The 14,260-nt window shown below is 37.4% G+C and carries 9 protein-coding genes; all 9 read right to left on the reverse strand.

The genetic code is table 11. The annotated features are described in order from the left end of the window. Window positions 1–18: 18 nt before the first annotated feature. The gene (locus tag ACESM9_RS04805) at window positions 19–1,170 is read right to left on the reverse strand and encodes a hypothetical protein (RefSeq protein ID WP_372995837.1); all 1,152 of its coding nucleotides are present in this window, start codon (window positions 1,168–1,170) and stop codon (window positions 19–21) included. Between the two features lie 8 nt (window positions 1,171–1,178). Then, window positions 1,179–2,516: a hypothetical protein gene (locus tag ACESM9_RS04810; protein ID WP_372995839.1), complete on the reverse strand. Its 1,338-nt coding sequence runs from the start codon at window positions 2,514–2,516 to the stop codon at window positions 1,179–1,181. Window positions 2,517–2,604: 88 nt separating this feature from the next. Next, window positions 2,605–3,387, reverse strand: coding sequence for a glycosyltransferase family A protein (locus tag ACESM9_RS04815; protein WP_372995841.1), 783 nt, complete (start codon window positions 3,385–3,387; stop codon window positions 2,605–2,607). Window positions 3,388–3,396: 9 nt separating this feature from the next. After that, window positions 3,397–4,356 carry a glycosyltransferase family 2 protein gene (locus ACESM9_RS04820; RefSeq protein WP_372995843.1) on the reverse strand — a complete coding sequence of 320 codons (960 nt, stop codon included), beginning with the start codon at window positions 4,354–4,356 and terminating at the stop codon, window positions 3,397–3,399. Window positions 4,357–4,399: 43 nt separating this feature from the next. After that, a complete protein-coding gene (locus ACESM9_RS04825) occupies window positions 4,400–5,035 on the reverse strand; it encodes a sugar transferase (protein WP_372995853.1) in 636 nt (211 codons plus the stop codon). A 53-nt stretch (window positions 5,036–5,088) separates the two neighbouring features. Continuing rightward, window positions 5,089–6,894, reverse strand: coding sequence for a polysaccharide biosynthesis protein (locus tag ACESM9_RS04830; protein ID WP_372995855.1), 1,806 nt, complete (start codon window positions 6,892–6,894; stop codon window positions 5,089–5,091). Between the two features lie 199 nt (window positions 6,895–7,093). Further along, window positions 7,094–8,383 (reverse strand): GumC family protein, encoded by a 1,290-nt coding sequence (locus tag ACESM9_RS04835; protein WP_372995845.1) that lies wholly within the window; start codon window positions 8,381–8,383, stop codon window positions 7,094–7,096. Window positions 8,384–8,406: 23 nt separating this feature from the next. Further along, window positions 8,407–10,866 (reverse strand): O-antigen ligase family protein, encoded by a 2,460-nt coding sequence (locus tag ACESM9_RS04840; protein ID WP_372995847.1) that lies wholly within the window; start codon window positions 10,864–10,866, stop codon window positions 8,407–8,409. Between the two features lie 140 nt (window positions 10,867–11,006). Continuing rightward, entirely contained in the window at window positions 11,007–14,120 is a 3,114-nt protein-coding gene (locus tag ACESM9_RS04845; RefSeq protein WP_372995849.1) for an Ig-like domain-containing protein, read from the reverse strand. Window positions 14,121–14,260: the final 140 nt, after the last annotated feature.

Below are 14,260 nucleotides of genomic sequence, written 5' to 3' on the forward strand. Positions count from 1 at the left end.
TTCTTGTTGTATATCTGCCTAAACCAACTGCAGGAACTGATCTGCAATAGTCTTGGGCTCAAAATATGCTGACGGTTCATATTTTCTATTGCTTTCAATCAGCTTCGCTATGGCTGCTTTAATACTCTCTTCATTGTTATCACACAAGACATATCTATCAAACATATCAAAGTACTTTCTCATATCTTCTTTTCTTTCCCCATCAAGCAGTACAAGTATTGGTTTGTTAGTAGCCGCGTAATGATATAATTTACCAGGTATTTGAGTCCCTGTTATATTAAGCAGACACACCAGCACATCACATTCCCTTTCCAATTCTTCCACCTTCAATTGAGATACTCTTGGGTAAATTGAAATATTGTCGTTATCCTCAATCAATATATCAGAGTTGCCTGTAACTATCAGCTCAAATCCTGCATTTTTGCATGTTTCATATAAAGGGACGATATTTCTTACCCTGGAATAATAGTCTCCAAAGTATCCCAACCTAATTGCCTTGTTACCGATATCACCATTGGTATATAATCTTTCCTCCAGATAAGGAATAGGCAATGATGTCATTTTATCTTCCAGAACCGGGAACAATTCCTTTTGCTTTTCCAAAGTAAAAGGAGAGACATACACTATTCTATCAGCCTTATAGAACAGCTTCTCTTCAATCTTTCTGATGAGGTACTTGGGGTAAATAGAATTGTCCGTAATATCCAAAGTCATTGGATCACCCCAGTACTGAATCCACTTCTTATACTTTAATCCCTGATCTATTAGTTTTCTTACAGCTATATGAGATGTTTTCGGATCTGAAGACGAGATTACCAAATCATATTCATTGCCACCTAAAAGAGATATATTGATATTCTTTGCTATGAAATATGTGTAATCATATAAACTGACAGCATGGTACACCTTCCTAAGCAAACCCACAATTGTTTTTTTCAGTCTACCGTTCTGCTTAACAACCGCGTCATAGGCCGAGTTGTTACCGGATCGGATTATTTTGATTGACTCAGTATGGTTACTGTTCGTTACACAATGTGTTCTGCTTGCAGGTATTGTCAGATAGTCGACCTCACAGTCTAATCCAACCAATCCTTTTGCCAGTCCTATAGTTCTAATTGTTGCAGAATCATTGGACTCTATAGGAGAAAGCTTTACCAGAAGAACTTTCATCTAATCACCTACTTTATAAGTATATATGCACCTGCAGATAGCGCCAGTATAATAGTCATTCCAGAAAACAAAAGAAGCTTCGTCTGTTTTGGTGTCTTATAAAATTGACGGAATATCAATATCGCCATAAATGGATATAGCATTATAAAATGCCTAAATGTAAACGTTGTTACCACAGTTGCCAGGAAGAACATAATATATACTATTGTTACCTTGTCAATGCGCCTGATGTTTAAAAGCAAATAAGGGGTCAGATAAATCTGGATAATTATACCTGCTGATACTATCACCTTGAAAAAAGCTTCTATATCGGTAAACATATCAGTAAACTGCAATATCCCAAGAGGCAGAGGTGAAACCAGCCCAAAAGCAATACGGAACAATATCCCAAAGGGCAGTAAATTCATGGAGAATATTCTCTGTGATAATCCTTGGTTCGTTTCTAATAAGTAATCTTTATAGTATTCATTGAATTTAATGATTTCCTTAAAGACCCCCAGATAGCTGAAGATTATCAGCGTTACCAACAGGGCACCAAGATAAACCGATAATGTCCTTTTTGTAAGTACTTTATTCTTTAAGAACAAATTCAGTAGAACAATTGCTGCTATAAAAATCAAATTCTGCGCTCTCATCCAAAAAGACACATAAGTCAATATTAGTGTAATACTTAATGTTTTTATGATCATGATTTTTGATAGCTTTTCTTTTGAAGAACAAATGTCCCATATAACGAAAATTACAAATAGTATTAATATATTCAACGTGTCACGAAATACGTGTATGCTTATATATTGTGCATTTGGAAACATTGTTACCGCAAGTAGTAAAACAAGATTCTGTTTGTTACTGAAATCATATTTTGAGGAAAAATACTTATAAACAAAAATCCCAAGAGTCATTAAAAAATATATATTGAGTATTCGATATGCAATTGTATGATATCCTCCAAATATATCACAGAATCTGATAAGCCACGACAAAAGCCATAAGAACCCCTTTGCACTATGATAATACAATGATGGTTCATTAAGTAGTTCATTTGGCAGGTGGTATCCTGCCTGCAATATATACTCTGCCGTTTTTTCGAATGCTAAATCATCTGATCCGCCTAAATAGTACGGCGTGCCATATTGAGCCATATATCCATAATACAAGATCAGCATTAAAAACACAGCTGCTAAATATATGCCTGCCATATAACCATATATTTTGCTGTCTTCCTTTTTTGCTGTCTGTGTTACAATTAGCAAGCCTAATAACCCTATAACCAGAATGCTGATATTAGAGAATATAAGACACAATGTTAACAGAATAATAATATTAATCAGAACAAAAAGTATCATAATGCCCTACCTTCTAACATGATAAGAACCTTGAGCATCATACATCCTTATCAATATAGTAAAATGCTCTAAGCTGTTCGACATGCTATTATCTAGCAATTAATCTTGTTCCTTTTATCATCAGTCTATATGCTTCAAGTATAGACTTTTCCTTTATAAATAATTTGTAATGCCTGAATATAAACTGCAAACAATATAAAACGGCCCACTTCTTCGAAAGACAGGAGAAAAATACGCCTTTATCAATAAAGTACTTGTCAGTATAACCATGAAACCATGTTGACTCCTTATGTGTTACACTTCCTATTGTATCTGGGGATCTGTAAAGTTTTAATCCTTTTTTTAAACAATCATTAATAAATAAACTGTCCTCCCCTGAGCTATATTTTGCACCGCCACCAAATAACAATGAAAAGCTTATATTTGCTTTCCTAATTGATTCTGTCCTTACAGCAATCTGGAATGTGCCATAACGGAAACAATTATAAAAATGTAGCCTTTTCCATTTAGATATTGTTGGCCCGACTCTATCTGGGTTTGTACTTGGTACATTAAACATGATCACGTCAGCTTTAGGGTTTGACGCAAAAGAATCTAAAATAATTCTTTTATATTCATTTACATAAGTTACATCATCATCCGCAAATAGACAAATCTCTGCTGTTGCTCGCATTAATGAGGTGTTTCTGCTTAAGCCAACACCACGTTCAGCGAGTGATAGAAAACGAACTGAATTACCATTGTAATCAAATTCTTCAAAGGAATTTCTATCACACTGATTTATAACGATAGCATCTGACTGAATATTCATCTTATCGAGTATGCTATGATCAGTTTGATGCATTGTAGAAACCAATACTTGTAGATTCATAATATACACCTATTTAATCTTTCTATTTAAAATAAGGTTTATACTTTGAAACGGACTGCTAAAAAATGAATATAATGAGTACTTAATGAATTCAATTAAGTATCCGCCTCTGTACTTTGCAAAAGCTAATACTGCATAATGCCGCATTTGCATATATCGTGTATCCTTGTTGCCGAACAGGTGGAAAAACTTCTTCTTATGTCTGTATAGCTCATTTTCTCCGTTTATCTTACTCTCTCCGCTTGACAGACCGTCTGTATGTGTATGCACATACGCTTTAATATCACAAACCGGTAAATAACTAAATTTACCCCCACCCTCTATTGCTTTCTGCATCAGGTAGAACTCATCCCCTACATTTATCGGCGGAAAGCCCCCTATGCTTAATAAGTAGTCCCTTTTAAACATCATAGTATCCGTTCCTGTCATATGGTGCATAAAATGATAACGAAGCAAATCCTCTTTGCTGTTCTCCTTGATATATTTTCTGGTCCTTATTTCCAGTAATTTTCCATTTTCATCATACAGATATAAGTCTGTCAATGAGTAATCAGAGTCTTCCTCCAACATATGCTCCAGTTGGTTCTTTACTTTGTCAGGCAAATATACATCATCATCGTCAAGAAAAGTAATGTATTCTCCCGAAGCTGCCCTAATACCAATATTTCTTGTTTCAGCAGAACCCTTATTCATCTCATTCTTAATGAGTACTATCTGAGTTTGGAATCCCAACTTAATCCTGCAGACAATATCATCAACCTTTTTACTCCATATACTATCTGCATTATCGTCAACTACTATAATCTCTAATTGCTTATATGTTTGTCGTGCAAGTGAAAGCAGTGCCTTTTCCAGTGTATGCTCTCTATGATAGGTTGCAATAATAACACTAACTATGTGCTGACCCTTTAATAGATAGTCGGAATTTGTATAAGTCTTTTTATTCACTTTGATATTAGTCTCTGCCATTTATATTTTAATCTCCCTAATTTTTAATGAGTAGATACTAGCACTATAACGTCTTAGCTGAGTCAGATTCATTAGCTGCCGTTATTTCCTTAGTGCTTATTCTACCTTCTATTACCCCTTCACATTTTAAAACTTTCAATATAGTCAATAAAAAGCACTTTATATCAAAACAAAAGCCCATCCGCTGAACATACTCACCATCCAGCTTTGCCTTAACTTCTATCGGAAGTTCATCTCTTCCATTAATCTGTGCCCACCCAGTAAGACCGGGAGGTATATCATTAGCTCCATACCTACCTCTTTCTTCTATCAAATCGTATTGATTCCACAAAGCCGGCCTTGGACCAATAATACTCATCTGTCCCACAAAGATGTTCCAAATCTGCGGAAGCTCATCCAATGAAGTTTTTCTTAAGAACTTCCCGACTTTTGTAATATATTGCTCCGGATTTTCCAATAAGTGTGTTGGGGTATCCTTGGGAGTATCAATCCTCATTGTACGGAATTTCAATATGTTAAAATAAGTCTTGTGAATGCCTACACGCTTTTGTTTGAAGAATATAGACCCCTTGGAATCAATCCTAATAGCTAAAATTAATAAAAGAAATAACGGGCTTAATACTATCAATCCCAACAAGGACAATACAATATCTAATAATCTTTTTACAAATGGATATATCTTCATGAGTCCACATCCTAACCTATATCTCATTGATCCTCTATCAGCAAATTCTACTTTGTTACTGCGGCTTCACCATTATTAAACTCATAGCTAACAACTAGCCTACTTAAACAGTCTCTTATGGCTCGAGCATTATCAAGACATCCCTGAAGTTCGTCTATTCCCTTTATCAGCTCATCATTCTTGATTTCTAAAGGCTTTCCAACAAAAATACTCTTATGTCTTGTGCTTTCTATACCTTCTTCTGCCAGAAGAAGCTCTTCATACAGCTTCTCCCCGGGTCTCAGACCAGTAAACTCAATTTTTATATCAATATCAGGCTCGAAGCCTGACAGTCTTATCAAATCCCTTGCAAGATCCGTTATCTTGACTGATTCACCCATATCCAGTATGAATATTTCTCCTCCCTTAGCCATAGCCCCTGCTTGTATCACAAGCCTTGCAGCTTCGGGTATCGTCATGAAGTATCTGGTTATCTCCGGGTGAGTGACAGTGACAGGCCCGCCTGCCTCTATCTGTTTCTTGAATAGTGGAATAACACTGCCGTTGCTGCCAAGTACATTGCCAAATCTTACAGCAACAAATTCTGTCTTACTTTGCTTGTCCATGGTCTGCACAATCATTTCTGCTATTCTTTTTGTCGCCCCCATTACATTTGTAGGGTTAACAGCCTTATCTGTAGATATCATCACAAATTTCTTTGCTTTATGTTTATCCGCACATTGTACTGCATTTAATGTACCAAAAACATTATTCTTTATTGCTTCAGCGGGATTTACCTCCATTAGCGGGACATGCTTATGGGCTGCTGCATGAAACACTACACCGGGCTTATAACAGCTGAATATCTGCTCTAGTCTCTCCTTGTCCCTGACTGAAGCGATAACAACTTCCATATTGAGCTTATTCTTAAAGGACCTGTTTAATTCCTGCTGCAAATCATAAGCATTGTTTTCGTATATATCCAATACGACAAGCTTCTTGGGATGAAACCTGGCAATTTGTCTACAAAGCTCGGAGCCAATAGAACCTCCGCCGCCCGTTACCAGTACTGTCTCATTTTTTATATAGCTTGATACCTCTTTTATATTCAGGTTAACCTCATCACGGCCAAGAAGGTCTTCAATGTTCACATCCCTGATGCTCTTTATACTTACATTATCGTTGATAATCTCATATACTCCTGGAAGCTTCTTAAGCTTGCATTTTGTTTCCTTGCATATCCTCAATATATCAGATATCTCACTTTTTTGAGCCGAAGGGACTGCTATAATTATCTCATCAATCTCATATTCTTTCGCTAGCTCTGCCAGCTTCTCCCTACCGCCTTTGACAGGTACTCCGTGTATAAATGAGTTGTGCTTCTTCGGGTCATCATCCAGTACGAGTGTTGGTATCATATTAAGATCCTGATGGTCCTTAAGCTCTTTTATCACCATAGATCCTGCTTTTCCCGCACCTACGATCATAACCCTTTTTACACCTATACTGTTATTCTTGCTAATAATCTGTACTCTTCTTACCAACCTTCCGCTTATTCGTATACCTCCGATGAAAAGAAATGAAAGTATCCAAGACATAACATAAACTGTCCTTGGGAGTCTGGCATTTATAAGTGTACCAAATGCAAATATGCTAATTGTCCCTGTGGCTGAAGCAAAAAAAACTTGAATCAGCTCGTCTATACTTGCATAACTCCATAGGCTTCTGTATAACCCAAAAAAATAGTATGCTACTACTTCAATCAGTGTTATATACATGAAAGAATCGCTATAAATCTGTACATATCGATCGGATATAAGTCCATCAAACCGAAATATCAGGGCAATATAGACAGCTAAGTTGACTAACATCATATCAGCTATCAATAGTAATATTTTTTTTCTGTACGTTTTCAAGACTATGACCTCCAAGTTACCAAGACAAAATAAAGATTTTCGTTTCGCTCAGGATGATACTTTTGTTCGTTTTACAATTAACAGCAGGTTTGTCTAATGCAAGCAGGCAGATATCCAAATCTGCCTCTGATTCTGACAATTATAGCCGTCCCTGAAACTACATGCTTAAATTCTTAGGGCTGCTAGCTTGCCAATACTCTTTAAAGTAAGCTATAAAAACACCAAGCATTATGCCTAATACAACTGCTATTGCCATATTCATCCTTTTGTTTGGTGCAATGGGACTCATTGGTTCTACAGCGGGTGATACTATAATTATGGTTGATTCTCCAATGGCTGAAGAGCTTGCTATCCTTGTTTCCTCATATTTTTCCAGGAATGCATTATATGTCTCCTGAGAGAATTTCACCTTTTCCTGCATTATCATATCTTCATGCTGTCTCACTGCCAAATCCCCTTGCAAGGTCTCCAGTTCCTTTTGAAGTATGCTTATCTCCTTTTGCAGATTGTTTTTCTGTGCGATAATTTTAGCTAGCTCAACATCAAGATTGCCCACCAGTATCTTAAGCTGTGTATATGCATCATTTACTTCCTCGGCTTCAACTACAACCCCGAATGAATCCTTGCTATCATTCCCTGACGTATCCTTCATAGCCTGAGACATAAAAGGCTCATCCAAAAGAGACCTGGTCACCTTTATCTTTTGAGGTGTACTTTGCAGCTGTTTTTCTGCCGCTGCAAGAGAAGCCTTGGTCTTTTGCTCCTCAATGTTTGAGTTCAATAAGTCGGTTTTATACTGTGTTATCAATGTCAGTTTGGAGTCTAATTCCTTTTGCAATTCATTCAAACCTCTTGGCTGGGATAGGTAGTCCTTATATTCCAGTAATACCTTATCAAGATTTTCTTTCTCCACATCCATTTGCTGCTTTATATAATTGGATGACTTTGCAGCCTGCTCTTTAGATTTTTCTGATACAAAGTCAGTGAATTTCTTTGCAATTGTGTTTGCTATATCTGCAGCCAGCTTATTATCGCTGTAGTTTACTGTAATAGTTATTAGATTTGTATCTTTGATTGTAGCAAGAGAAACCCTTCCCTTCAGGGATCGCCTTGTAATGCCATACTCGCTAAGTTTCAACTCATCGATGGTCTGCTGCAAAACCTGAGGATTATTAATCTGCTCTTTATATGTCTCAATGGACATTTGAGAATACTGATATTGAGAGAGGGTATTCAAAACAGCCTCTACCCCGATAGCCTGTGGTACTGTCTGTTGTCTGCTATTTATCCCGGAAGCCATAAGCACGACCTTGCCTTCATATTCAGGCTCCAGAACCATGTAATTAATAATCCCAGAGACCAATATGGCTATCACTGTTATAAGTGTAATTATCTTTTTTCCTCTTAACAGTATCTCGATCAATTCTCTTAAGCTAATATCTTCCATTCTTTTACCTCACTTGGCTCAAATTATTTATTTTGATCTGTTTCTGCCATATCTAGAGTCCTTTGCGCAGCCTCAATCATTTTGGGGTAATTCCCTGTGAGCTTCAGCGGCGTCTTAAGATTCATGTTTACTTTTTCTAACTCATCCGATGCTTCTAATATCTTCTGAAGATAGGGAATTGCTTCCTGAACTTTTTCATCCTTTATATAATAGCTGGCAACCTTATAGTTCAAGTCGATTTTCAGCATATATGACTGCTCAACCATGGGTTCATGCTGCAGCTTCTCATTTACTATGTCAGATGCCTCTTCAAATTTGCCTAATGATAGATGTAAATTGCAGATAACCGGCGTATACTGATGGTTATATGGCTCATATCTCTTTATGAGTGAGATTTGCTCTTCAATACCATCCAGATACTTTTTATCCTTTGTCTTTCTTAGCTCATTGTTCATCATCTGGGCTAAATCAATTCTATACGCTCCATTAAATCTATCGAAGACAGAAGCTTTTTGATATAGCTCCATTACCCTATTTGAGCCTTCTTTGTTCCTAGAAGCTCTTGCGCCCTGGTTTCCAAGCTTCATACCATAGTATATGGAAGATGACGTAAATAAGATTATGAGTGTCAAAGCCAGTGATAGTACCTTTATATGGGTGTTCTGCTCCCTTTTTATGGCTGGTGAATTTTTTTCACTGTTGGCAATACCGATAAGCATCCAAAGTATATATCCCACTGCTGCCAATGACAGATTGAAGTCGATAGTGGAATGCAGAAGCAATAGCATGACGGCCAGATATACGCATAAGTAATTCGAACGGGCTTTGATGCTTTTTATCATTGATGCAATCAGCAGCAGAAGAAGTCCTGTCAATGCAGCAAGTCCTATAATACCAACTTCTATGCCATATTGCACATAGAAATTATGAACTTCTGTGGTGTTATATGGTACAGACTGATACTGTCTATAAAGATTTTTCCATGCTCCCCCGCCTGCTCCAGTGATAGTGTAGTCTTTCATGATTTTCAGCCCGTCTGTGGTAAAGTATATTCTGGAAGAAATACTCTCTGATTCCATATTTATATCTGTCAGTCTGTCGGCAATTGCTGCAGGCAGATATTTGGGTCTCTCCATTTTTCTAAGTATTATTCCGTTTGAATCTCTTATTGTGACGTTTCTATATACTGTATTGCTGCCTGAATCATAGTTGTATAAGTATATTGTGACTTTCTCGGTATTCTCAAGGGTTGTGAAATTAAAGCTTTTCTTTGTAAATTGGGGTCCGGTTGGTTCAAAATGTCTCAATATTTCACTTTGCTTATTTTCATTGTTGTAGCTGCGGGCTACTACTCCATAACTGTTGGGGGTTTCTAAAGAGGCTTTTACATCAAATTCCAGAATATATTCTTCATCAGGCTCCAGATCGAACATACTTATGTTTCTGTCCTTCCATGAGCTTTCTTCTGACGCTCTATGCACTATTTTATACTCTATAGGCTCTTTAATTGAGAAAAGCAATATAGCAATTACAGTGAAGGCTGTTACCATTATCACCAAAGATATGTTTATAGTCTTGTCTGGAAAATCAAGCTTAACTTTGCTTTTAAAAGAGTATATTATACATACAATAATAGCACTGAGTATTATGCTTACCAAATAATGAATCCATATGGCTGAAATATTCTCCTCTGCCAGTGTATAAAACTTGAAAATAAGCATAAAGCTAGATATAAGTGACACGAACAAGCCCATTAACAGTCTTAATTTTGCTTTTGCATTGATCAATATAAAATTGAGCAGAAGGACTCCTGCCAATACAAGATATCCTCCACGGGACAGTGTAAATATAAAGGACGCTATCAGTGCAGTCATCACCGATTGGTATATGGCTGCTCTCTTTATGTTTTCCTCACTTATTAGCTTATTTAAAGCTAATATTATTCCGACACCCAATACAGAGGCTGTGGAGTTGGCATACTGGTACAAACCATAAAGCCTTTTCCCAATGAAAGCACCGTTTATGTCAATAAAGCCTGTCATATTCATTATCGCTGTAAAGGATAATAAAAAGGCAGAGGCAATTATCACATCAATAAACACGTCCTTATATTTTTTGTCTCCGACAGATAAATCGGATGTAAGCTTATATAGCATAAAATAGCTGCAATATAACAGGAACATATCAAAAGCATCTTTTGTATTGGCTGCAAAAAAGAAAGATATCAGGTATGAAGCAGGTATCAGAAAAACCGTTATGTCGGTATATGTATCGAGAATCTTATAGTCCTTTCTTCTAAGCTTGTGTGCCATGGAAACGGCAAAAAGCATGCTTATGAATATAATTGCGGGAATATAATTGACTCTGAAGAACAGCCCTCTGTAAAAGGGAATGATGATCATAAATGACGCTATCAAAAACATAAAAAAGCCATTTATTGTTTTGTCATTACTACCGGTGTTAATATATGATTTCTTTGCCATTTGCTCTACTCCTAATATTTAGTTTGTTTCTATTATATATTATACTATTTCACGCCACTTTTCAATTTTTTACGCCAATTGTAGAACGTTTGTAAAAAAAGAACCTCCGGATAAACCGGAGGCTCTTATCTTATGATAGATTATTCTGCTAAGTTAGTTCCCTGGAAGTACCAAGTCTCTTCGTCTTCAACTCCGAGCGGTACGTAATCTTTTACTGCATCAACTTTTACAGTTAATTCATACTCGTATCTAGCTTCCAGTGGTTTTGTAACAGTTATCAATACAGCATTATCATTATCTGGATCAAATGCTACACCGCTGATAGATACAGTCTTATCTGTGTCGTAGTTCTGGAGTGAGAATTTAGAAGCGTTAAGTGCGTTGATATTCTCACTGAATGTTACTCTTATTGTCTTTCTGTCAACTGCTTCAACTTCGTCCACGTAAGGAGCATCCTCGTCCTTATACTCAGGTGAGAAGAATGTCTCTTCCTCTGTATCAGCATTAGCTGCTGGCATACCGTGTAAGTCTATTACGAAGTCTCTCAAATCGAACTCATAGTCATCATCTTCATCGTCAATGATTCCAGAATTCTTAGTAAAGTTCAGTACGAAGTCATCATCAGCATCTACTGTAACAGTAAATCCGCCCACTGAGATGCTTGCAACTATATCGCTGCCGTCCCAAAGTAATACATCTCTAGACATTGTTACATTGAAGGTCTTCGCATCTACCTGCTCATAGGACTCAACTTCAGCAAAGTCTTCATATTCGTCATCAATACCGTCAAATTCAAACTCGCCAACTTCGATATCTGCAGCAAACAATGCATTGCCATAAAGGTCTCTTATACCGCCATCAGCATTTCCAGCACCGTATACTATACCTACTACAGTATATCTTTCGCCGTTAACCAATGGAGCAACACCTGAGAATTCAACAACTGTATCATCATCTACCAGGTCAGCATATGGTAAGTAAACATTATCAGCTGGATCATAGTTGCCATCTTCATCAACGTCTAATGCCAATGCTACCTTTGCACTTGGATGAGGATTAACCATTTCATCGAAGGAAAGTGCTACAACATATTCATTCAGTATTGTTGCATCTTCTAATTCTGGAGCATCATCATCCCAATTGTTAGTAGTAGTGTCAACTGATACCTTGTAGTATAACTGGTTACCAGCAAGGTCTTCAACGCCGTCAGCAGTAACCTTATAGCTTCTGCCGTTTACGAGGTCGTTAACTTCCAATGTAACTGTTACACCATCATCTTCTAATGTAGCTTTTGTTGGGTTTCCAACTTCCTTGTTAACACTGTAGTTAGCTAAGTTTTCTGCAGTTGTTTCATCAACTTCCTTGTCAAATGTCAAAACTATTTCGTCTTCGTCAGTAGCTATAGCACTAAGAAGTTTAGCTGACTTAAAGCTTTCAGCTATACCCTTAGCTGTCTTGTGATCTTCCTTTAATGCATTGCCGAACTCATCAAGAACATCAGCAATTGTCAGCTTGTAGTTCTTGCTAGTTTCCATCTCTTCAACTGTAAGAAGTGCTCTGAATACTTTCCATTCATTCTTAAGAGTCTCTATGGATTCGATATCCAGACCGTCCAAAGTATAGTTGTTAAGATCCAATGCGCTTTCTTCGTCTATTCTGCTTTCATCGCTAAATTCTACCATGATTGTTGTTGGTGAAAGAACTGTTATAGACTTCCACTTTGGATTATTTTTATCTTCAGCAACGCCTTTGAAAGTCTTTGTAGCCGGTCTTGTCATTACATTGGCTACCTTTCTCTGGTCAGCTATGTTGTTTATTGAGAGCTTGTATTCCAATCTCTTTTCCATTGGCTCAGTTACTATTTCTACATTGTCTTCATCATCATCGTCCCAAGTAACTGATACTATCTCAAGCTCATCGCCATCGGCTTTGTTTACTTTGATTGAATAGTTCTCGAGGTTTTCAGCTGATTCTTTATCAACTTCTTCTGTAAAGAAAACTACTATTCTCTGATTTGTCTGCTCTTGTATATCTGAGATCTTTGGAGCAACCAGGTCATAGTTAACAGTAACTGTATCAGAAGTGGACTTCTTTGCTACACCTTCTATTGACTTAATGTTTGTAGCTTTTACAGTATACTTAGTCTTATTCTTAAGGCCTTCTGTAGTCAATGTAACTTCGTCGCCGTCAACTTCAGCTGCTACTACTTCTACGCCGCCAGTTACGGAATAGTTAGCTATTTCTGAACCTGAAGCAAAGTCGATGTTCTTATCGAAAGTTATAACGATTTCTTCAACGTCTCTGCTCTCGATATCTTTAATTGAAGGACTGCCTGATACTTTTGCAATACCAGTATACTGTACAGTCTTTTCACCAACTGTCAGCTTATAGAGCTTACCGGATGTCATAGTTTCAGTTTCGAGTCTTACTAAATCTGTATCAGTAACAACTGCTGAATTGATAGTAAGACCTTCGATTGAGTAGTTATCTACGTTGCCTGCTGCTGCAGCGTCAACATCATCTTCGAACTCAACCTGAACTATTGTGCTACCAAGCGCTTTAGCTTTTTTAACTGCTACTTCAACTACAGCATTCTTATCTTCTACAAGACCTGCTGCTGCTGCTTTAGCTTCGTCAATTTTACCTGCTTCTACAAGTGTAGCAGCAAGAGTTGTTTCAACGTCTTTCATGTTAGCTTTAAGAGCTTCAACTGTTGCTACAGCCAAGTCGTTAACTGTGAAGTTTTCAACTGCTGCAACCTGTGCGAGGCCTTTTTCAGCTGCGAAAGTCAATACTTCGTCCCATGTAAAATCGCCTACTACAACGCCTTCAACTGTCTGCTTGTAACCAAGAGCTTCAAGAAGTACTTTGTAGTACTGCTGAGCTGTGATTGCTGCGTCTGGGTTGAAGTTAACGCCGTCACCCTGCCAGCCAAGCTGTGGGTTAGCTTTTAAGTAAGCAAGTAAGTTAGCACCTTCTGCCCATGCTATGTTTCCATCAGCGAAATTGTCTTCGCCTGTGAAAGCAAGAGCTTCTGCCTCAAGACCTTTAAGTCTCAAGAACATAATAGCTGCCTGTATTCTCTTTGGAGCAGTTGCAACGTAAGCTGCATCTACTGTGCCGGTTTCACCTTTGAGCATACCTAAGTCTGCGCAAAGCTGAGCTTCTGCACCGATTGTCTCTTCAGCAAATGCTACTGTTATTGATGAAAATACCAGAGCAAGTGCTAAAACCAATGCAAGTGTCTTCTTCATTTAACCAACCTCCTCGATATGTAATAATTATTATAGCGCCCATAGGGCTTGCTACCTATTTCACATTATAGCAACTGTTATATATATAGTCAATGTATGGGAGAGTGATGTAACAGAAATGTAAAATAAAATTGTAAAAT

It is taken from the genome of Lutispora sp., from assembly GCF_041687175.1.
Classification (GTDB): domain Bacteria; phylum Bacillota; class Clostridia; order Lutisporales; family Lutisporaceae; genus Lutispora.